Raw genomic sequence first — 20,635 nt, 5'->3', positions numbered from 1 at the left:
ACAGGCCAGTCCCTCGTACGAACGATGGGCTGAAAGTCGAGCATCGCGACAAGAAGGGAAACGTCGGCAGATTCGAGTTCGACCAGATTCCCGTGAGCGCTGAGTTGCAGCATGCTTTCGCGCGGTGGTTCTCCGCGAAGTGCGCTCCAGGGGGAGGTTGGGACTCGCTTAAATCAAGCAAAGCCATGTGGTTCTACCTTCTCGCATTCGGTCGCTTTTGTGTCGAACAGGAAAGCCCTCCCGAGAAGCTTGAAGACCTCACACCAGCATTGTGGGGCAGATGGCGGATGCGTCGGCCCGAGGGCATCTACGGTTACCACCAAGTGGCCTCGCTGGGCAGCTTTCTGCGCAAACAAGAGGAACTGGGCGAGGCGACAAGATCTGCGATGGCCAAGCGGATTCCAGCCGTCAAATCCAGAGAGAAAGCACTGACCTCGGACGAGTTTCAAGAGGTGCGTGCAGCTGCTCGGAGGATATTCCGATCCGCTCACATCAGGATCCAATCCAACACGGCACATCTGCATCAATGGCGCGCTGGCGCCTTCGATCCGCACACTCGTGATTGGCTCGTTGGGGAATCCTTGGAGTCCCTTGCCCAGACTGGCTACGTTCCGCACATCATTCGAAACAATGGGCAGAAGCGGATTCTCTCGAAGTACGTCACCGCGCTCGGGGGATCAGGTGCCCAGTGGACGTGGGGGCGCCTATTCCTCAGTCGCGCCGAAGCCTATGCGCTGTCGGTTCTGCTTGTCATGGAATTTGGGCTGAACGCGACGGTCGTATCGGGCATGCGCACACCGCGGGCCATCTCCGACAGCGGATCGGATGAATTTCCCACCTACCGGATGGAGCTGGAAAAACCCAGACGGGGCGCCGGGCGCTATTTCGAGACGAGGAATGCCACGGACAGCGGTGCCGACGCCCCAGGGAGACTGATCACACAGGCACTGGAGGCGACGTCTCACGCCAGGGCTTTCGTCACCGCTGCCGACAGTAGCCTCGACTTCCTCCTGATCTGGCGAAACTCCCTGCCAGGGCCGAGGAACCTGTCTCCCGTTACACCGTTCAGTATCGGACTCACTAAGAATGCTGCGGACTGCTGGCTGAATGAGACGGGCCTGACCGGTGCGCCCTTGCGCAGGATGCGCAAGACAGTGAATGCACTGCATCGTCGAGAACCCGGTCAGAACAGCCAGGAAACCCACGACAGCGTCTACGTCCTCCCTGAGCCCCAGGTTCAGGAAGTCTCCGTTCCGATCATCGCGGAGGGAGCTGAGGGCGCTCTAGCCCATGCTCAGCAGGCTGTTCTGCGTGCGCAGTTGGGCGTGTCCGCCGAGGCCGGCGGGCAGGAGACGCCCACTGCGGATTGCTCCGACTACGAGAACAGTCCATTCACCGAACCGGGAATGGGCTGCAATGCCTCGTTCCTGATGTGCACGGCCTGCCCGAACGCGCGGATACATCCAAAACATCATCCCCGCTTGGCGTACCTGCATCGCTCGATAGCCAGTCTGCGCTCCGTCCTGGAAGACGAGGTATGGGCAGAGGAGTGGGGCTCTCCCTTTATGCGCCTGGAGGACTTGAAGGCGCGACTGAGTGATGTTGTCTGGAGTGAATCGTTGGCGAGAGTCTCGTCGGCTGACAAGGAAGTTGTCGGACGACTCCTGGAAGGGAAGTACGATCTGTGACCGTTGCCGTTGAAGAGGTTGACTTTTGCCCGTCCCCGGACACCGATGCCATTCTTCCTGGTCTGATAACTGAGGGTTTCACCGGGGTGGTTCCCTGCTTCGGAGACCGGTCCTGGAGTTTGGCTGGCCTAGCTCATGGGCCAGGAACATCAAAAGCAGCGATTCATTGGGATCGCTTCCCAGTCTCATTCCAAGCAGAATTGCGCCACCTAGTCTGGCTGCTGATCAATACGTCGCTGCCTGCAAACTTCCTCATAGGGAAGCCGTCCCGATGGCGAACCACGGTGTCTCCAGGGCAGGTCTATCCCACGGTCATGAAATGGCGAGCCTTCTGTCAGTGGCTGGAGGAATCAGGGCATACTTCATTGCGCGACTGCACTCCTGAGAACTTGCGAGCGTATGCGCTTCATCTGTCAATCCGAGGCCGGCCGCGCGATTCAGTTCAGAAAGTGCTGGCATCTATCACGCGACTGTGGGCTCTCGACTCCTCGAATCCTTTGCCTATCGGGATCTGCGAACCACCGTGGCTCAGTGAGGGAGCAGATGACTTCCTTCCGGCCCGTTCACCCTCGGGTGAGAATGTCACCGAACCGATCACCCCTCAAACCATGGGCCCATTGCTCATATGGGCTCTTCGCGTCGTAGATGACTTTTCCGACGACATTCTTCGAGCTATCGAAAGAAGGGAAGAAATATTGACCCAAAGTGAGCTGACGCCCGCCACTCAGGCGGATTTGTCCTCGCTTGATGAGTATCTGGAAGGGCTGGTAGATGCCGGAAAGTCGCCGCCCAGTCAGGCTGCTGGAAACCGAACCGGACTCGCAGCAAAGTACATCTCCTTCGTTACGGGTGCATCAACCCGTCAGGTCCATCACCGGGTTGTTAGAGGGCCTTGGAGGAATCTCCTTCTATCTGCCAGTGGGCCTGCTCCGGTTCTCACCAAAATAGTTGGAAGAATCGACGGGATTCCGTGGGTGGAATTCATCGACTACTCGGAGGTTGAGGACCTTAAGCGGCACCTGGTCACTGCGGCTTACATAGCAGTCTCGTACCTGACTGGAATGCGCCCGCGTGAAGTTCAGGGGCTCGAAAAGGGATGTTGCCCCGATCTGGATTCAGGGAGGCATCTGATCTACAGTCGCGTTTTCAAGACGGCACTCGACGACGAGGGGAATCATGTTCCCCAGGGAATTCTTCGCGATGTGCCATGGGTGGCGATTGACCCGGTGGTCAAGGCTATTCGCATCGCTGAGCTCCTAACACCAGAAGGGTATCTGTTCGGCGGCACTGTACCGCAAACGATGAACAAGAGGATCGAGAACTTCACCACGTGGGCTTCTGGCCTTGCCAAGCGCTTCGGGCGCCCTCATGAGGTGATTCCAGCGGACGAGTACGGAGCTGTCGGGGTATCCCGTTTCCGCCGGACATTGGCCTGGCACATAGCAAGGCGTCCAGGCGGACTGGTCGCGCTCGCAATTCAGTACGGGCATATGCGCACTGCTATGAGCGCTGGATACGCATCCCGAAGTCGGGATGGTATCCACGACCTCCTGGACATTGAAACAGCTCTGTCAGTTGCCGACACACTTGCCGAACTCAACGATGACTTGGTGAATGGTGCAGGAGTATCTGGCCCAGCAGCTCGGAGAGCAATTACCGCGGCCCGGAATGCCCCTCAATTCGCCGGATCCGTCGTCACTGCGCAACAGGCTCGTGCGATTCTTCAGAACCCATCACTGGCGGTCTACGACAACCTATCGGCCATGCTCATGTGCGTCTATAAGCCAGACCGCGCTCTCTGTAATCGTGTCACGAACAAAGAATCACCCCGCCTGGATCGATGCATTTCGTCATGCTCGAACATCGCGCGACACGATAACCATGCCCGCCTTATGAGACAGGAGGCAGAATCCTTGGAAAAGCAGGCTCTCAACGTTCCAGATCCCCTCGGTCATCGAATACGAGCCCGAGCTGAACTCCTCCGCGATATCGCAAATCATCACGATCGTTCCCGCATCGTTTCTAAGGAAAAATAGTGAGCCCCGCCCACGACGAACGCGCCCGCATCAAAGCAGCCATGGACCGAATCATCGGTGGCCATCCAGAGAATTCAAATGGGGCTCTAACAATCGTTGCACTGGCTGCGGAAGCCGGAGTTCCCCGCAACGCGCTTACACAACGACACGTAGACCTCAAGAACCTCTTCTACGAGAAGGTGCGAGCCCTCGGTGAGATACCAGACAGCGAACGACGCCTCCGCCGGGAGGTGTCCAGGCTGAAGCGGCTACGGAAGGACGACGCCGAAGAGATCCGGCAGCTGAAGGCGGACAATGAGGTCCTCATCGGTGCCCTCCATCTCGCACAACTTGAAAATGAAGAGTTTCGCCAACAATTGACCGAGGCAAGGGGCAAGGTCCACGTCATCGCCAGGAGGTGAGGCAGGGGCTGCGGCCTCGGCCTCCGGCCAGCTCCGCTTCAACACGCTGAAGTTGACAGGGAACTGCAAGCGGGGCGGCGCGGGCTATCCGTCGGGGCGCGGGTGGGTGAAAGTGCGGCACGCGGACACGGTCGACGCCCTGGTGATCGGATTTACCGGTCCGTGGCTCAGGCCGCACCATCTGGCCCTGGCGGTAGGGGATGAGGGTGGCCCGGTCTGGCTGTCGGGGCGTCTGGAGCCGGTCCTCGCTGCCCGGATTGGCGCTGTGCTGGCCGGTGCTGAGGCGCTTGGGGAGCGGCGGGCCGGGGGTGAGCCGTACATGCGGGTGGAGACGGATCTGGTCGTGGAGGTCCTCGCCGGGACGGGGCGGCACAGGACGCTGACCGTGGTCCGGATGCGGTGAACTCCGCCGAGCCGACGCGGGCGGCAATCCGCTTCTTTGTTTCAGAGAACCGTTGCCCCAGCCCTAGCGGGGAACGACCGCCCCCTCCCGCAGCCCGGGAGGGGGCGCCTTCATGGCCGGGAACTCGACCGCCACGGCGCCGAACTGCTGTTCCAGGTCCTGACTGAACGCGAGGAGAAGAACAGCGTCGCCATCGCCTCAAACGAATCGTTCGGCGGCTGGACGAAGACGTTCACGGATCCTCGCCTCTGCGCGGCCATCGTCGACCGCCTGACCTCAACGGCACGATCATCGAGACCGGCACCGATTCCTACCGCCTCGCCAGCACCCGAGCACGAGCCGAAGAGCAAGCCACAACCAGCTGACTGGCGGACTGTCCGCTTCTGACCAGGCCGCCGATCTTCGGACCGGCGGCTCTTGTTACCGTCTCTCGATCAATCCGTTGGTTGCGAACGGAGCCGGACGTGTTCCCCGAGACGGTCCTACACAGCAGACGGCTGGTCCTCCGCGCATTCGACACCGGTGACATCCCGGACACACGCGCAAGCTGCTCGGATGCCCTCACTCAACGATGGCTTCCGCTGCCCCAGCCCTACACGCTGGACGATGCCACAGCCTGGTGCACAACCACTGCACACGCCATGCGGGACAGCGGCGACGGCATCCAATTCGCCATCACCGACGCCAGCACCAAGCGCTTGATGGGCCAAGTCGGCTTGAAGAAGACGGACTGGCGAGCGCGGGTAAGCGAAGTCGGCTACTGGGTGTCACCCTGGGCGCGTGGCCGCGGCATCGCAGCCGAAGCAACCCGCATGCTGGCGCACTGGCTCCTGACCAACCAACACTTCCAACGGATGGAACTGCGAGCTGCCACCGAAAACACCGCGTCCCAGGCGGTCGCACTCAAGGCTGGCTTTCACCGCGAAGGCACCCTGCGAAACGCTGGCTTCGTGCACGGGGCTCAAGTCGACCTGGTTCTGTTTTCCCTGCTGCCCGGCGACCTCGGGTCGTCGACCGCTCCCACGGAGCACCGCTAAATTTCGTGAACATTCTGGGTGCCACTTGCACCGTTTCCGCTGCCCAAACTCACGAACAAATGCTGTCCCTCGAAGGGTTCTGGCTCAGCTTCTGTGCAGCGGTTGCTGTGCGTGATGGCGACATGATCTACGCATCGACGATGGGGCAGTAATCCCGAAGCTATGGTGCAGCGATGAGCAATGACTCCCTCCTCGGCCGTGCTGTCCGTCTCGTTCCGCTGTCCGTCGATCACGCAGAGACGTTGTTCCCCTCAGCGTCGGATCCTGAGGTCTGGCGTTGGATGCCTCGGCCTCGCCCCGGCTCCGTGATAGAGACGCGGGAGATGATCAGCCAGATGTTGGCGGATCGGGCGAGGAGATGCTTCGCCGTCCAGCGCCTCATGGACGAGACAGTGATCGGCTCGACCAGCCTGTATGAGCTTGACCTCGCGGAGAGTCGTGCGGAGATAGGTGCGACTTGGTTCGATCGTTCTTGTTGGGGCGGTCCCTGCAATGCCGAATCCAAGCTTCTGCTGTTGGCCCACGCCTTCGACGATCTGGGCCTTGCTCGAATTGCCTTGCGAACCGACAATCTGAACGTGCGGTCCCAGCAGGCGATGACGCGGCTGGGGCTGGCCTATGAAGGGACGTTGCGCAGCCACATGGTGCGTCAGGACGGTACGCGTCGTGATTCGCTGTACTACAGCGTCCTCGTGGACGAGTGGCCATCCGTGCGCGAAAAGCTTGTTGCCCGGGTGGCGGCCAAAGTCGCTGTCTGATCGTGTAGCGGCCTGTCACCGGGCGAGGAGGACCCGCTTCCACAGGAGAGTAAAGCCGACGCGGCCGAACATCTGCCTCTTGAGCATCTTGATGCGGTTGACGTGTCCCTCGACGACGCCCGAGTTCCAGGGCAGGGTGATCGACGCGGCCTGCCGGAGTCTGGGCCTGTCCGGGATCCGCGCGCGTTGGGACGAGTTCGCCGCCCAGGCCCTGCGCGAGCAGGCGTCCTACGCGGACTTCCAGGCCGACCTGCTGGGGAGCGAGTGCGAGGACCGGGACGCCCGCCGCAAGGTCCGCCGGGTCAAGGAAGCCAACTTCCCCCGTCCGAAATGGATCGAGGACTTCGACTTCTCGAAGAACCCCAACGTCCCGCAAGAGGTGATCAACACCCTCACCCAGCCGGCCTGGGTCCAGGCTGGCAACCCGCTCTGCCTGATCGGTGATTCCGGCACCGGCAAGTCGCACCTGCTGATCGGACTGGGCACTGCTATCGCCGAGGCCGGCGGTCGCGTTCGCTACACCACCGCGGCGAACCTGGTGAACGAGCTGGCCGAGGCCGCTGGCGACAAGCAGCTCGGCCGCACGATCAAGAAGTACGGTCGTGTTGACCTGCTCTGCCTGGACGAGCTCGGCTATGTCAAGCTCGACCGGCACGGCGCCGAGCTGCTGTTCCAGATCTTCACCGAGCGCGAGGAACGGCACGCGATCGCGATCGCGTCGAACCGGCCCTTCACCGAGTGGGACCGGACCTTCACCGACAAGCGGCTCTGCCAGACCATCGTCGACCGCCTCACCTTCGAGGCCCACATCATCGAGACCGGCACCCAGTTGTTCCGCCTCGCCAGCACCACCGCCAAGCGCAAGGCGGCAGTAGCAGCCTGACTATATCGGCCCGGGGCAATGGCTCACGTGTCCCAGTCCCCGGGCCTCGGCCATTGCAGGACTCGAACGAGCCCTGCCCAACTGCGGCGCGGACTACGCTGACGTCATGTCACCCTCGGGCTGGATAAAGCTCACCAAAGCGCACGGAGTGCGGCGCCGACTGGCGATCGTATGCAGCCACGTCATCAGACGCCCGCTCCTGGTTCTCGCCCTCGCGGGGCTGGCCTTCCTCATCACCAGGTTCGGCAAGGACTTCCCCGTGCTCTATGGCATGGCCCCCCTTGGAGCCGTTCTGATCTCCTGGAGCATGGGTCGCTACCGCTCGGTCGATCCCGCCGAAGAGACCGGCGATGGATCCCAAACCCAGGACGCAGAAACGACCTGACCGGCAGGCATCGCCTTCCGCTGGCACCCCTGCGAGCTCCTTGCCCACGGGCGGGCGCCAACAAGGCGCCCGCCCGTCCGCATTCCTGTCAGGGGAAGCAGCCGGGCGGGCTCCGTGGAACACACGCTACCGGCCGCCGCGGACCGCCATCTGCACCTGACCGCCTCCGTCCCAGGACACCCACGAAACGTCACCCGATCGAGGGTGGGGCCAAAACAACTCGTTCTAGTGGGGCCAAAACTGCCCAGCGAAAACAGGGGTCATTCGCCGGGATCCCTGCCCGCGTACGCGAGAATCCCGACCGGCCGTCTACCAGCGCATCCCGAGCTGATCGAGGTCCGCACGGCGCTGCTCGGGGAGTTTCCCGGAGCGTTTGCGGACGTTGTCGAGCCACGTGCCGAGCTTGACCACCACGGGCCCGTCAGCACCGCCCTGACTGCCTGACAGCTCCTCCTCCACTGCCACCTGCTCGACGTGCTTCCGAGGCACCCGCAGGTGCCCCTCACGGGCGAAGAACGCCCGTGCCGCCGCGAGGTTGACCGCCCACTTCGCATCCTGCGTCTGCTTCACCGGCCGCTTCTCCTTCTCGGCCGCCTCGATCCCGAGGGTGTTCTCCAGCAGCCACTGCTGCGCGGCCGCCAGCCGCTCCCACCCGTGGCGTTGGGCGGTGCCCCAGTGTCCGAGGTCTTCGCCCTGGACGACCACGTCGCCCGCAGTCTCCGGGAGGGTTCCGCCGGCCTGGACGTGGTTCTGGACCAGGCGCAGGCGGCGCTGCCACCCGGTGTCCCATACCGGGCACCATCCCGGATCGATCGCGTCCAGCTCGTCCCGCCGGGCCTGGGTCATCGCCCCGGCCGCCGAGGGCACGGGCTGGCCGGTCGCGCGGAGCTCGTCGTTCTCGGCGGCCCGGCGGGCCGCCGCGCGGGCGTTCTTGGCCCAGACCCCGATCGGGTAGTCCGCCCACACCGCACCGGTCGGGGGCAGGAAGTGGCCGTGGGCGGCGGTGTAGAGCCGGGCCGCGGCCACTCCGTCCGCCCAGGCCGCGTCCCGCTCGGCCCAGACCATCCCCAGAGCCTCCAGCTCCACGAGACGCTCCGCCTCCAGGGTGCCGTCGTTGTAGTAGCGCCGCTGGTCGGCGATCCACCGCCCCAGCGGGTACCCGCCCGCCCCACCCCAGTCCTCCGTGTCCGGCGTGACGTACGCGTACGGCACCCGCAGCGCGGTGTTCCCGGTCTCGCGCAGCCACCTCGTGGCGGCCTCGATCCCGCGCCGCCAGTACGCCCCTTCCGGATCGATGACCCGCAGCCGCACGAACTGCGCCAGGACCGCAGGGTCGCGTTCCTCGCTGAACCGCAGCACTCCGGCCGCCCCCTCACCCACCCGCGCCCGCACCAGGGCACCGTCCTCCAGGACGTCCCCGCCGTCGTCGTCCAGGACGTCCTCGCCACCGCCGTCGTAGTCGTCGTGATCAGCGTCGCTGGTGCTCTTCCGGCCGCTGCGCACCCGTGGGTCGGTCAGCGCCTCGATGATGTCCGTGTCATGTGCCCGCAGGGCCCCGAGGACCTTCGCGAGGGTGCTGTAGGCGTTTGAGGTCAGCATTTCATCAGCGTTCTCGCCCGGACCGAGGAATACCGGCACGACCAGAGTCGCGAGCTTCCCACGACCGGGACGCGTCCGCAGGGCGCGCCCGACCATTTGCACGATGTCGACCATCGACCCACGCGCATCCGCGAAAAGAACCGCATCGCATTCCGCCGTATCCACCCCTTCCCCAAGCACTTTCACGGAACTGAGAACGCGCAATGCGGCACGTTTATCAGACGTCCCGTCAAGAAAAAGCGAGGCGAATTCGGCCAGTGTCCGGCGGCGGTGGGTGGGGGAGTGGTCCGCGTAGAGCCAGTCCGCCCACACCCGGTCCGCACCCGGGTACGTCTGCGGGTCCTCCTCGGCCAGAGCGGCCGCCACGGCCGGCACCCCGGCCGCCATCGCCTCCGCGTCCTCCACCCGGGAATGGAAGGACAACACCCTCGCAAACCTCTCCTTGGCGGCCGCGTGCATCAGCCCGGTCTGGACCGCCGCCAGCCTCGCCCCACGCGCCGCCCGCGACCCGGCCCCCTCCTCCAGGAGCGCGGCATGCAGCCCCGGATCACGAATGTCCAGACATACCACCTGATACGGCGCCACAATCCCCCGCCGCACGGCCTCACTGAGCGACAGCTCGTAAGCCACAGGCCCGAACACATCGCTGTCAGGGTCCATGCTCGCGACCAGTCGCGGCGCCCCGCCATCCCGGGCCTCCCACACCCTCGGCGTCGCCGTCATATACAACCGCCGCACCGCCGGAATCCGACCCTGATCATGCACGGCCGCCCAGGGCTTCTCCGCATCACCACTCGTCCGGTGCGCCTCGTCCGTTTTACCGGAGGGTGAGGTGTACGGGTCGAGGCTGACCTGGGCTCTCTTCGTGGTGAACATATGTGTGGTGTTGGTGATGGCGGAGCGGTCGTCAGTCGTCGGCCTCGTCGAAGATGCGTTGCAGGGCTTCGACAGCACGGTGGTGCCCGGCTTCCAAGAGCTCGTCGGACACTCCCTTGACCATGAATGCTTCGCCGGCGTCGATGGCCTTGCGCGCGAGGGCCGTTCCCGGGGCGACGGTGTCTGGCTGCTGCAGCCGATGCAACAGCAGCAGCCGAAGTGGCTGCATGGTGCGGCCGTGGTCGCGGGCGGTGAAGGCAAGGTCGTCGGCCTCGGCGTGTTTACCGTGCTTCTCGGCTCGCATCATGGGGCCGGTGGTCTCGCCCGCGTCGATCGCCTCCGCGTACAGGCGGCGGGCCCCTTCGACGTCACCTTCCTCGTAGTGCAGCCGGACCAGGTCCTGGTAGCAGTCCACGAGCCCGGCGTCGATCGCCTTACGGAAGTAGATCTTGGCCTGCGAGAGATTGCCTGCCCGCTCGAAGCAGTAGGCCAGCCGGGAATAGGTGTAGATGTCCCCGCTCTCTGCAGGCCGTGCGATCCGTTCGGTCCACTCGGCGGCCTCATCGAACAGCCCATCCTCGGCAAGCAGGAACACTAGCGCCTGCATGGCGTCGTCCTCACCGGCCTCCGCGCCCTGCCGGAACCACCTCTCAGCCTCCGTCCGCTGCCCCATCGCCAGGCATTGGCGTCCCACGCGCACGAAGGCATCCGTGTTGCCCTGGTCTGCGAGCTCACGCCAGACGGCCGCGGCCCGCTCGGGTTCGCCGAGTCGTTCGAGGCAGTGTGCTTCCTTACGCCGGTAGACGTAGCGCATGAAGGCATTGCGCTGGAGTTCCCCGGACGCCCGCTGCTCGTCGATCTTGGCCAGCGCGTTTTCCGCACGGGCCCTGTCGGCCTCCTGCCCCAGCACATAGGCGGAGGCGCGGTCGTACAGGCCGAGGAGGTCCGTACCGTCCGAGACCGAAGCGGACACACGTACACGCCCTCGCTCGTACGCGGATAGGGCCAGGGCCCGGCGGTCCTCGTCGGTGTAGGCATACCGCAGGGCGGCTTCCCAGAACGGCGTGGGCGGGCAGTCGTGGCGCAGCTCGTAGCGGCCGAGTTCGAAAAGGTAGTCGGACAGCCGGTAGAGCGGCTGGTCCGGTGGGGGCGTGCCGGGCCGGGGTCGGATCAGGCTCAGGGGGCCGGGGACGCCCCGACATGGGGCGGAAAGGTACTCCAGGGCGTTCTCGAGCCACCCGGGGCGAGCGTGTTCGTCCCACGTCTGGTCAGGGGCGAAAAAGGCTGCAGTGGCTTCTAGCGCCCCCGAGGGCACCGCCAGGCCGTGGCCGAGGCGGCGCAGCTGCACCGCGGCGGTGATGAGGCACAGGGCCATCGGCGAGGCCCGCTCGACGCGCTCCAGGAGTGCCGGCACGCCTGCGAGGTACTGGGTGAGTTGTCCGTCATCGGCGAAGGCGGACGCCTCGGCGATGCGCGGGTCGGCCTGTGCCGCCTGGGCCAGGGCAGCGGGGTCGCAGACGAACTGGTCTGGGATCCGCGCGCTGACGCCGGCCCCGGTGAGCAGAGCCCGGGTCTGGGGGTAGCGGTCGTGAGGCGGAGCCGAGGTGGCGGTGAGGCGGGCCCAGTCGTCTGGGTGGGTGGTCGCGAACGCCAGGATGGGGCCGCGCCCGGGGGCACGCAGCAGTTCACGCAAGAGGGCCGCGCCCCGCTCGCCGACGGCCGGGTCACTGGTGAGCAGATAGTGGTGGATCTCGTTGAGCCAGAGCACGGTGCGGGGCCCGACCTCCGGCAGGCCCGCGAGCGCCGCGTCAGTGTGGTTCGGCTCGATCGGATGCCACAATCGCCAATCCTCGGGAAGGAGTTGAACGGCCTCCCAGCAGGCACGGGTCTTGCCGGTGGAGGAACCACCGATCAAGGTCACCAGTGCGCTGCGCCCCTGCTGGGCGCCAAGAACCGACTCACGAAGCAGGGCGTCGTGTTCGCGCTCCAAATACACCGGCAGCACTGGTAAAGGGCTGGTTCCGTCATCGCCGGGGGCTTCGATCGCACGGTGGACCTCCAGGGCGAAGGGGTCACGGACTTCCTGCACCAGCCACCCGGGCCGCTCACGGGCTTCCAATATCGCCCGGTCCTGGGCCTGTTCCGCGTCCGCGTCCCCGCGTCCGCTCGGGGCTCGTCGGCGGGCCGCCCCATCGCCTTCCGTTGCCTCCCGCGCACGGGACCACAGCGCGAACCATGCCTTTCTGTCGGCTTCCGCCGCTTCCGGTGGTCGGATGCCGTAGGCGGACTGGTTCAGCACCTCCACGTACGCCCACAGGTATTCGAACTCGTGGGCTGGCGCTCCGGAGAGCACCCAGTCACTGACTGTCGCGTCCAGCAGATTTGTGCCGGATCTCTTCTCCACTCTCCGGATGACCGCTGCGCGGCCCCTCGTGGGACTGCGCGGGACGACGCCGGCCTTCTGTTCCAGCGCCTTCAGCTCCCTTGACAGAGATTCCTTGCCTGGGTGTGTGATCCCCACCCTGATCCGCCTCTTCCTCATGCACGGTTTCCGGTGTCTCCGGTCGCCGGAGACCGCACACTAGCGCTGACCTGCCGGGCAACGCCCGAGGTCGTGCGATTCCGGTAGCCCTGTCGTCGAGTTGGATTCATACGGTCTCCTGCTGGTGCCGCGAGCGACGCGGTACCAGCGAGCTGGAAGGAGTCCTCCAGTGGATCCCATCTCGATCGGGCTGATCACCGCCCTGGGAGTGGTCGTGGCGGTGGCCGCTGCAGCGGTGCTGGTGGTGCGGCTGGCCATGCGCGGCACCGACTCCCACCACCGCGCTGCGGTCCTCACCGCTGCCGCCGACGTCATCCGCGCCGTCCGCGGTCGCCGGTGAACGGCACGGCCCAACCCGGGCGGTCATGCGTTGGGGTTCAGCCGCCCGTGACGACCGCGCCGCACAGGCGGGGCATCTGCGGATTTTCGGGCCGGAAAGATATCTGTGACTTCGATCGATAGGTGGCCCCGCGTCCTCGGGCGTCTACGAGGTCGGCGGGTTGTGAGGACTTGTAGGGCGTGTTGTGCAAGTGCTGGTCACAGCGTCTCGTTGAGGACTGTGACCAGCACGGTGGCTTCTGTGGCGGCAAGCGGCTCGTCAGTGCACCAGCAGGTCTATCACTCCCGTCAGGTCCTCCTCGCCGCTGCCCTCGGCCAGGCGGCGGCGCATTAGCTCGAAGTATGGGCTTAGTAGTTCCGGGCTGACGCCCTGCTGCTCGGCGGTGCTCAGGAAGGTCGGCGTGCCAGCCACCTGCATGGCGAGGTTGGAGACGACTCCCTTGGTGTAGTCGCCGCTCCGCAACTGGTCAGCCGTCTGGTGAACTGCCGGGGCCATCGCGACGAGCCAGTCGGCGAGCAGCGGGGCGAGCGACGCGGGATCGATGTCCTCCTTGCGGATCAAGGCGAAGGCGTGCGCGGCACCGGCGAACATCCCGTACATGGCGCTGAGCAGAGCCACATCGTGCAGGGCCGCGAAGCCCGCGTTCTTGCCGACGTAGGTGGTGCCGGCCGGGACGCCCAGGGTCTGCTGGTGCCGCTCGAACAGCTCCCGCGAGCCGCTGTAGAAGACGTAGCCGCCGGTTTCCGGGACGCCGATCATCGGAGGAACAGCCATGATCCCGCCGTCCAGATAACGGGCGCCACGCTCGCGGGCCCACTCGGCGCGGGCGCGGGCCTGGGCGGGGGTGCTGGTGGTCAGGTTGACCAGGTCTTTGTCGGCCAGGTCGGTGCCGGCCAGCACCTCATCGACCGAGGTGTCGTCCAACAGGCAAAGGACGATCAGGGTGTTCGCTGCGACCGCCTCAGCGGCGGTGTCCGCGACCCTTGCACCCTCGGCGGCGAGTGCCGCGGCGCGGGCTGGGGTGCGGTTCCAGACGGTGAGTGGGTGGCCGACGGCAAGCCAGGTGCGGGCCAGCGCGGTGCCCATCGTGCCGAGGCCCAGCATCGTGACGGGAGTCTTTTGAACAGTGTTCTGTGCCATGCCGATTAGGCTGGTCACAAGTCCGTAGGTGATCAAGTACGCACTTGGTAGTGGGTGGTTACCTCGGGGTTAGCGAGCACGTCAGAAGGGGTGGGGCATGACGACGCTGAACCGGCCGGGCACACCAGACGGACACGTCTGCGGGATCGACACCGTGATGGAGGTGATCGGCGGCAAGTGGAAGGTGCTGATCCTCTGGGCGCTCCACGAGCACCCCTGCCGTCGCTTCGGCGAGCTGCGCCGACTGCTTCCGGGGATCACGGAGAAAGTGCTGGCCTCTCACCTACGTGAACTGGAAGCGGACGGCGTCGTGCACCGCGTCTCCTACGACGAGGTGCCGCCTCGCGTCGAGTACTCGCTGACCGAGGACGGCATGCGCCTCAACGACGCACTCCAGCCGCTGGCCGCCTGGGGCCGCGAGCGGCCGACCATTCGACGGCCAGAGGAGAAGGCGCTAGTAGGGCTTTGTTAGGTGGTGTCGTAGGCTGCCATGGGGTGGGTTGTCGGCAGGTGGGGCAGGTGCCGGTCCAGGTGACTAAGGAGTGCTAACAGAATGCGACCCAGGTGATGGGCTGTCGGTTAGCCCGCCTTGGCGGCGGCGGGGATGCATGTACGGTCCAGGACAACCGTATTGCCGAAGTAGGAGCTCTTGCATGCCTGTTGCCTTCACCTCGACTGAAGCCCATGACCGCGGCATGTTGGACACCGGGGATGGCAATCTCGTGTACTGGGAGGTGCGCGGCAATCCAGACGGCAAGCCCGCGCTCATCGTCCACGGCGGACCCGGGGGCGGGAGTCCGTCCGGCACCCCAAAGGCATTCGACCCGGAGCGCTACCGGATCATCCTGTTCGACCAGCGGGGGTGCGGACGCAGCACGCCGCATGCGAGCGATCCTGCGACCAACATGCGTCTCAACACAGCTGAGCTGCTGCTACGCGACATGGAGCAGTTGCGTGCGCACCTGGGGGTTGAACGGTGGTTGCTCTTCGGCGGGTCGTGGGGCTCGGCACTGTCGGTCGCCTACGCCGAACGGCATCCGGAACGAGTGTCGGAGATGGTGCTTCCCGCCTTTTGGATGATGGGCCGTTCGGAGGTGGACTGGCTGTACCGCGGAGGGGTCGCGCGGCTCTTTCCCGAGGCGTGGGCGCGGTTCAGGAACGGCGTACCCGAAGGCGAGCGCGATGGTGACCTGGTCGCTGCCTATGTGAAGCTCTTGGAAGACCCTGACGCGGCGATACGGGCGCAGGCGGCCCTCAACTGGGCAGCCTGGGAGGACGCCGTCCTCTCCTTGGAGCCCAATGGCAAACCAGCTCCCTACAGCGACCACGCCTCGGACGCCGTGCAGGCATTCGCGCGGATCTGTGCCCATTACGCCGCCAGCCACGGATGGTTGGAAGACGGCGCGCTGTTGCGGGGTGCCGGGCGTTTGGCCGCGATCCCCGGTGTGATCATCCATGGCCGGCACGATCTGAGCTGCCCGCTCGGTGCCGCCTGGGAATTCGCGCGCGCCTGGCCAGGCGCGGAACTGGTGGTCTTCGACGACGCCGGGCACAAGGGCAGCGCCGCCATGAACAGGCACGTGCGTGCTGTGCTCGAGCGATTCGACGGGCGGTGATGGCAGTGATCAGCCTGGGGTCGTCATCGCTGGGCGCCGTACCGACTACACACGCCTACATTGCACGGTTTGTGTCGGATTTCGCAGGAGATCGGGTGGGGACGTCACTGAAGCGACGGCTTCAGGCGTCGCCAGCAGATGATCGCGCAGCCCAGGGTGAGGAAGGCTTGGTGGATGTCGGCGCGGATCTCCCACCGGATACGCAGTCGGCGAAACCAGTGCAGGAGGGCGAATGCTGCTTCCACGACCCAGCGGTTCTTGCCCAGGCCGCTGCCATGCTCGGTGCCGCGGCGGGCGATGAGCGGGCGGATACCCAGCTCGCGAATCCGGCGTCGGTAGATGTCGTGGTCGTAGCCGCGGTCGGCCAGGAGCAGTTGCGCGAGCTGCTGGTGGACGAGGTCTTCGCCGTTGACGAGGACGGGGGCAGGGAAATGTTGGACCGGGGTCTGCTGTTCGCCCGGCTCCGCGAGGGTCTGCCGGTCTTCCGCGCGGACGTGCAGGCCGAGGCCCACTGAGCGCATGTACCCGTCGGCCTGGCGGCCCGCCCCGGCCGATCGCGCCTCGCGCTTTCCCCACCGAATCCGCCTTACCGGGCACTTCACCCCACGGAGCGACCACAGATGGCCGATGACGAATCCCAGAGCAGCCCGTCAGTATCCCCCGCCCTCACAACGGTGCACTCACCCGTGGGGTACCGCCTCATCAGCGCCCAGGAGGCGGAGGAGCGGTTCCGGGTCTCCGCCGATGTCGGCTACCCGTACGCCGAGTTCGCCGACGAGCAGGAGATCCGCTTGTACGAGGGCGGTCTGCATGTCGCGGGCCATCTGGAGCCGGAGGGCGACAGCGACTGGGTGCCGTACAACACCGTCGTGGACGGTGATCTGACCGTCGACGGTGACCTGGACTGGTGGGACGACTGCGACGGCAACTTCTTCATGGTGACGGGCAGTCTGCGGGCCCGCAACGTGTTCCTGTCCGGCTGCCCCAACGTGGTGGTGCGCGGGGACCTGGAAGTGACCGGCGGCATCTGCGGCTCATACGGGGACGGCGGTTGGCTCGTGGTGTGCGGGCGGACCCGCGCCCGGATCGTCATCAGCGTGTCGTACTTCGGCATGACCTTCGCCGAGCAGCCGCAGGCACTGCTCGTCGCCGAGAACGGGCCGTCCAACTGCCCGGTGGACTTCACCGACGAGGAACTGGACACCGTGCTGCTGCCCGAACTCCTCGACGACGACGGCACGGCCGACGAGGGGAAGATCGCGGAGGCCTTGCGCGAGGGGCGGCAGGTGCTGCGCGCCGGGGTCCGGCCGAGCCATCTGGCCGCCCTGGAGGAGCTGGACGCGCTGCTGGTGCGTGCGGAGGAGGTGACAGGACTCGACCTGTCCGGACGCAAGCTGAGGCACTTCCCCGAGCAGCTCCTCTCCTTCCCCAACCTGCGGGTCCTCTCCCTGGAGGGCAACGCCGAGCTCAAGACAATCGACCCGCGCATCGGCGAGCTGGCCGCCCTCGAAGAACTCCACCTGGCCGGGACACAGCTGACCGGGCTGCCCGAGTCCATCGGCCGGCTGCGGAACCTGCGGCTGCTGGACATCTCCGGCAACGCCTTCACAGCCCTGCCGGACTCCCTCGGCGACCTGGACCGCCTGGAGGTGCTGCGCGCCGCACGGCTGACCTGCCCGCTCCCCGACACGCTCGCCCGGCTGCACACGCTGCGCGAACTGGACCTGTCCCGCCAGCACCAGGGCGGCTACCACTGCGACACCCTGGTCGACTTCCCCCCGATCGTCACCCGCCTGACCGGACTGAGGACACTCGACCTGTCGTACGTCTGGCTGGCCTCAGTCCCCGACGAGCTGCTGAACCTGACCGAACTGGAGGAACTCAACCTGAGCAACTCCCTGTCCGCCCGACTGACGCGGCTGCCCGACCTGGCCCGGCTGCCCCGGCTGCGCGTCCTGCGCCTGAGCGGCAGCGCCCCGGGCTCCAACCAGCCCCCGCCCAGCCGCGACCTGCTCTCCGGAATCTGGGACATCACCACCCTCGAACACCTGGAGATCGACCGCTGGGCCAAGGAAACGTTCGACGGCCGGAAGGCGCGCACCGCCTTCCGCGCACTGCCCGACGACGCGTTCACCCACTTGCCGAACCTGCGGCACATCGACCTGTCGTTCAACGAACTCACCACCCTTCCAGAGTCGTTCTTCGGACTGCGCCGACTCGAGTTCGCGGGCCTGCGGTACACCAAGCTCGACCGGCCCACGCTGGAGCGGCTGCGCACGGCGTTTCCGCGGACCCGGCTCGACCTGCGGGACACCGGCACCAAGGAGGTCGTCCACGACCCGAACTGGCAGTCCGTGCACGCCCTGGTCAGGACCGGCGCCGAGAAACAGACCGCGCAGGACCACACGGCAGCCGTCACCGCCTTCGAGGAAGCCGTCACGCTCTGCACCCCGGGCGCCTGCCACTCCGACTACGACCAGCTCTACGCCCACTACGGCCTGGTCAACGCCCTCGGCCAACTCGTCGACAACGCCCCGGACGCCGACCGGCCCCGGCTGACCGCCACACTCATCCGGTACGCCGAGCAGACACTCTCCCTGATACCCGGACAGATCTGGCACTTCACCGACGAGGGCGCCTTCCAGGAAGAAGTCAAACGCCGCACCGGCAACGCCCTCGCCTGGCATCTGCTGCACAGCGGCGAACCCGAGCGCGCGCTCGCCGCCGTCGAGCAGGCGCTGACCGTCGCCGCCGGGCCGGAATACGACTTCGTCCGCGACACTCAGGTCCGCGTCCTGCTCGCCCTCGGCCGAACCGACGACGCCTACCGGGTGGCCGACCAGATCCTCACCCGCGACCCGTCCTTCGGCGACCTCACCGACATCGCCGCCCTACCCGAATTCCAGTCGTGGCGGCAGGCCCAGCGCACCGCCGCACCCGAGGCCCCGGGGAGCGCCCGGTGAGACCCGACCGCGCCGTACCGTCGCCCGGCACCCGCCCACTCGACGAACTCGACCAGGTGCCCTGGGCCGAACTCCGACACGCCTACGGCCCGGCGACCGACGTCCCGGAGCAGCTGCGCGCTCTGGTCCGCGGCGACCGGGAACGCCGGACACAGGCGTGGGACCGTATGTGGTCCAACCTCTACCACCAGGGAAGCGTCTACGAGGCCACGCTCCACGCCGTGCCGTTCCTGTTGCACATGCTCGCCGAGGAGACCACACCTCACCCGGCCCGCGTCCTCGTCTTCCTGCGTCATCTGGTCGTCGGCGAGGACGAGGCCGAGTTGTTGCCGGACGGCTACGACGAGGCCGGATTCGCCGACTGGCCGCAGCAGGACAGGGAACTCGAGGCCGCCACCCATGCGGCCGTCGCAGCGGGCGTGCTGGCCATCGTGCCCCTGCTAGACCACCAGGACCCGGGGATCGCGGCCGAGGCGGCCCATCTCCTGGCCTGGTTCCCTGGCAGCGCGGCGGACATCCTGCCCGCGCTGCGCCGGCTGAGCGTCCGGAGCCCGCTGCCCAGAAGTGACCGCACGACGGTGCTCATCGCCATCGGGCTGCTGGCGGGCGCCTGCGGGGACCGGTCCGACACGGCCTTTCTGGAGCGGATGCTCGCCGACGTGGACGACCCCGACCGCTGGGCGGCAGCGGTGGCGCTGAGCAGGATCGCCACCCCCGATGTCCCGGCCGCGGCCATCAACGTGCTGGTCGCGGAGCTGGGCGCGATCAGTGTCGATCCGGAGGAGTACGGGATGGAGCCCAGGACCGGCTTCTGCTTCAACTCCCCGGAACGGCTGATCGTCCCGACGCTCCACCGGCTGCCCGCCGCCTCCCGGGACGCCGCACTGGACGCAGTCGGACGGGCCATCGCCGGTATCGAGAACCAGGACCGGGTGCCATGGGCAGAGGCCGCGGATCTGGTCGTCCTCGCGCTCGGCGACGCCGAACCCGGCAGCCCGGACACGCTGACACCCTGGCAGCACGCGATGCTGCGGGCGCTGCTGACCGGTGACCGGATCTGGGCGTCGGGGCAGTTGGGCATGCGCCTGTCCTCGGATTACGAGGCGGGAGTCCGCCTGCTTGTCGGTGATGTCACCGTCACCGACGCCGTTGCGGACCTCGCGAACGGGCATGACGCTGCGATCATGGCTGCCTACGACCCTGGCGCCCAGGCTGACGTGTTCTTCAAAACCGCTGCCCAAGCGCTCTTGGACGGGCTGCCGAAAGCCGGTGTGGGCCGGTTGGCCGTCGTCGGCCTGGCGGCCGTTCTGGAGACCGCCGACGGGACGCCGTTGATGGACAGCCCCGGCTTTCCGCCGGAGTACCGGCCCTTCTGCCTTGCTCATGCAGCCGGGGCAGGTGTGCTGCGCACCTCGACTACCGCGCTGGACTGGCTGATCGTCAGTCCATCGGGCGACTTCGATCCTGACGGCACGCGCTCTGGGCGCTACTCCACCGCTTCCGCCGACGCTGCCAGCCGCATCTCTCACCACGACTTCGCAATCGCCTTGCTCGACGAGATTGATGAGCCTCGACATCACCGCACTCATGTAGGCGTTGAGACGGCGTGAACCGGGCCGCCGCCGCGACAGCCGTCGTGCCGCGGCGGCTTCAGGGACCCGTCCACGGTGGGACATCGCAGATCAACCGCGTTGGTTGAGGGCCCACATGTCGTCCTGTGTCCGTCGTACTGGCCGTTCTGCTTCTTCGGTGGGTTCGATGCCGAGGACGTTTTCCAGGAGCCATTGCTGTGCGGGAAGGAGTTGTTCCCACCCGTGCCGCTGCGCCGACACCCAGCGCCCGAGGTCTTCGCCCTGCACGATCACCTTCCCGGCCGCTACCGGCAGGACCCCGCCGTTCTGGAGCAGGTTCTGGATGAGCCGGAAGCACCGCTGCCACCCGGTGTCCCATACCGGGCACCATCCCGGG

General features: G+C 66.3%; 16 protein-coding genes and 4 pseudogenes. 14 read left to right on the top strand and 6 right to left on the bottom strand.

The window, feature by feature from the left end; translation table 11 throughout:
- The first annotated feature begins 185 nt into the window (after window positions 1–185).
- The 9 genes and pseudogenes from GA0115234_RS41735 (at window position 186) to GA0115234_RS00885 (ending at window position 7,591) form a co-directional block, all read left to right on the top strand.
- Window positions 186–1,688, top strand: coding sequence for a hypothetical protein (locus GA0115234_RS41735; RefSeq protein WP_141718353.1), 1,503 nt, complete (start codon window positions 186–188; stop codon window positions 1,686–1,688).
- On the top strand, window positions 1,685–3,724 hold the full coding sequence (locus GA0115234_RS41730) for an integrase (protein WP_141718352.1): 2,040 nt from the start codon (window positions 1,685–1,687) through the stop codon (window positions 3,722–3,724). Before GA0115234_RS41735 ends, GA0115234_RS41730 begins: the two co-directional genes overlap by 4 nt.
- Window positions 3,724–4,125, top strand: coding sequence for a hypothetical protein (locus tag GA0115234_RS00915; protein WP_093538901.1), 402 nt, complete (start codon window positions 3,724–3,726; stop codon window positions 4,123–4,125). Before GA0115234_RS41730 ends, GA0115234_RS00915 begins: the two co-directional genes overlap by 1 nt.
- Window positions 4,126–4,390: 265 nt before the next feature.
- Entirely contained in the window at window positions 4,391–4,528 is a 138-nt protein-coding gene (locus tag GA0115234_RS42090; RefSeq protein WP_161275525.1) for a hypothetical protein, read from the top strand.
- 120 nt (window positions 4,529–4,648) lie between these two features.
- Window positions 4,649–4,893, top strand: a pseudogene (locus GA0115234_RS00905) (ATP-binding protein); the annotation flags it as partial.
- Window positions 4,894–4,992: 99 nt separating this feature from the next.
- Complete coding sequence (locus GA0115234_RS00900; protein ID WP_093538899.1) at window positions 4,993–5,565, top strand: GNAT family N-acetyltransferase; 573 nt, start codon at window positions 4,993–4,995, stop codon at window positions 5,563–5,565.
- A 173-nt stretch (window positions 5,566–5,738) separates the two neighbouring features.
- Complete coding sequence (locus tag GA0115234_RS00895; protein WP_093538898.1) at window positions 5,739–6,323, top strand: GNAT family N-acetyltransferase; 585 nt, start codon at window positions 5,739–5,741, stop codon at window positions 6,321–6,323.
- Between the two features lie 79 nt (window positions 6,324–6,402).
- Window positions 6,403–7,206, top strand: a complete 804-nt coding sequence (gene istB, locus GA0115234_RS00890; protein ID WP_370803722.1) for an IS21-like element helper ATPase IstB — start codon at window positions 6,403–6,405, stop codon at window positions 7,204–7,206.
- A gap of 106 nt (window positions 7,207–7,312) precedes the next feature.
- A complete protein-coding gene (locus GA0115234_RS00885; protein WP_237540975.1) occupies window positions 7,313–7,591 on the top strand; it encodes a hypothetical protein in 279 nt (92 codons plus the stop codon).
- A 309-nt stretch (window positions 7,592–7,900) separates the two neighbouring features.
- Here the strand turns inward: GA0115234_RS00885 and GA0115234_RS42975 are convergent, their stop codons facing one another.
- The 3 genes and pseudogenes from GA0115234_RS42975 to GA0115234_RS42085 all read right to left on the bottom strand — a co-directional run bounded on the left by GA0115234_RS42975 (window position 7,901) and on the right by GA0115234_RS42085 (window position 12,470).
- The gene (locus GA0115234_RS42975) at window positions 7,901–9,190 is read right to left on the bottom strand and encodes a helicase associated domain-containing protein (RefSeq protein ID WP_237540983.1); all 1,290 of its coding nucleotides are present in this window, start codon (window positions 9,188–9,190) and stop codon (window positions 7,901–7,903) included.
- A gap of 84 nt (window positions 9,191–9,274) precedes the next feature.
- A pseudogene (locus tag GA0115234_RS42970) lies at window positions 9,275–9,577 on the bottom strand (helicase-related protein); the annotation flags it as partial.
- 520 nt (window positions 9,578–10,097) lie between these two features.
- On the bottom strand, window positions 10,098–12,470 hold the full coding sequence (locus GA0115234_RS42085) for a tetratricopeptide repeat protein (RefSeq protein ID WP_161275524.1): 2,373 nt from the start codon (window positions 12,468–12,470) through the stop codon (window positions 10,098–10,100).
- A gap of 307 nt (window positions 12,471–12,777) precedes the next feature.
- Between GA0115234_RS42085 and GA0115234_RS42080 the strand changes: the two genes are divergently transcribed.
- A complete protein-coding gene (locus tag GA0115234_RS42080; protein ID WP_176729034.1) occupies window positions 12,778–12,948 on the top strand; it encodes a hypothetical protein in 171 nt (56 codons plus the stop codon).
- 258 nt (window positions 12,949–13,206) lie between these two features.
- Here GA0115234_RS42080 and GA0115234_RS00865 read toward each other — a convergent pair whose 3' ends face one another.
- Window positions 13,207–14,088, bottom strand: a complete 882-nt coding sequence (locus GA0115234_RS00865) for an NAD(P)-dependent oxidoreductase (RefSeq protein WP_093538942.1) — start codon at window positions 14,086–14,088, stop codon at window positions 13,207–13,209.
- Between the two features lie 97 nt (window positions 14,089–14,185).
- On the opposite strand from GA0115234_RS00865, the gene GA0115234_RS00860 reads away from it, so the two are divergent.
- Both GA0115234_RS00860 and pip read left to right on the top strand, forming a co-directional pair.
- Entirely contained in the window at window positions 14,186–14,560 is a 375-nt protein-coding gene (locus GA0115234_RS00860; RefSeq protein WP_093538895.1) for a winged helix-turn-helix transcriptional regulator, read from the top strand.
- Window positions 14,561–14,741: 181 nt separating this feature from the next.
- Complete coding sequence (gene pip, locus GA0115234_RS00855) at window positions 14,742–15,704, top strand: prolyl aminopeptidase (RefSeq protein ID WP_093538894.1); 963 nt, start codon at window positions 14,742–14,744, stop codon at window positions 15,702–15,704.
- Between the two features lie 104 nt (window positions 15,705–15,808).
- On the opposite strand, the pseudogene GA0115234_RS00850 reads toward pip, so the two are convergent.
- Window positions 15,809–16,075 (bottom strand): annotated as a pseudogene (locus GA0115234_RS00850) (transposase); the annotation flags it as partial.
- 315 nt (window positions 16,076–16,390) lie between these two features.
- Between GA0115234_RS00850 and GA0115234_RS00845 the strand changes: the two are divergent.
- Both GA0115234_RS00845 and GA0115234_RS42965 read left to right on the top strand, forming a co-directional pair.
- Entirely contained in the window at window positions 16,391–18,667 is a 2,277-nt protein-coding gene (locus GA0115234_RS00845; protein ID WP_093538893.1) for a leucine-rich repeat domain-containing protein, read from the top strand.
- The gene (locus GA0115234_RS42965) at window positions 18,664–20,277 is read left to right on the top strand and encodes an NAD(P)H-binding protein (RefSeq protein ID WP_256088517.1); all 1,614 of its coding nucleotides are present in this window, start codon (window positions 18,664–18,666) and stop codon (window positions 20,275–20,277) included. Before GA0115234_RS00845 ends, GA0115234_RS42965 begins: the two co-directional genes overlap by 4 nt.
- A gap of 72 nt (window positions 20,278–20,349) precedes the next feature.
- Here the strand turns inward: GA0115234_RS42965 and GA0115234_RS42750 are convergent.
- A pseudogene (locus tag GA0115234_RS42750) lies at window positions 20,350–20,635 on the bottom strand (helicase); the annotation flags it as partial.

The organism is Streptomyces sp. DvalAA-43, assembly GCF_900091725.1.
Lineage (GTDB): Bacteria > Actinomycetota > Actinomycetes > Streptomycetales > Streptomycetaceae > Streptomyces > Streptomyces pulveraceus.
Note: the sequence above shows the minus strand (reverse complement) of the source record. Positions and strands in the feature narration are given on the sequence as shown.

Bases quoted from the DNA above. Each gene is read 5' to 3' on its own strand.
- GA0115234_RS00865 (WP_093538942.1), bottom strand. From the start codon at position 14,088: ATGGCACAGAACACTGTTCAAAAGACTCCCGTCACGATGCTGGGCCTC.
- GA0115234_RS42975 (WP_237540983.1), bottom strand. From the start codon at position 9,190: ATGCTGACCTCAAACGCCTACAGCACCCTCGCGAAGGTCCTCGGGGCC.
- GA0115234_RS00895 (WP_093538898.1), top strand. From the start codon at position 5,739: ATGAGCAATGACTCCCTCCTCGGCCGTGCTGTCCGTCTCGTTCCGCTG.
- GA0115234_RS00860 (WP_093538895.1), top strand. From the start codon at position 14,186: ATGACGACGCTGAACCGGCCGGGCACACCAGACGGACACGTCTGCGGG.
- pip (WP_093538894.1), top strand. From the start codon at position 14,742: ATGCCTGTTGCCTTCACCTCGACTGAAGCCCATGACCGCGGCATGTTG.
- GA0115234_RS00885 (WP_237540975.1), top strand. From the start codon at position 7,313: ATGTCACCCTCGGGCTGGATAAAGCTCACCAAAGCGCACGGAGTGCGG.
- GA0115234_RS41735 (WP_141718353.1), top strand. From the start codon at position 186: ATGTGGTTCTACCTTCTCGCATTCGGTCGCTTTTGTGTCGAACAGGAA.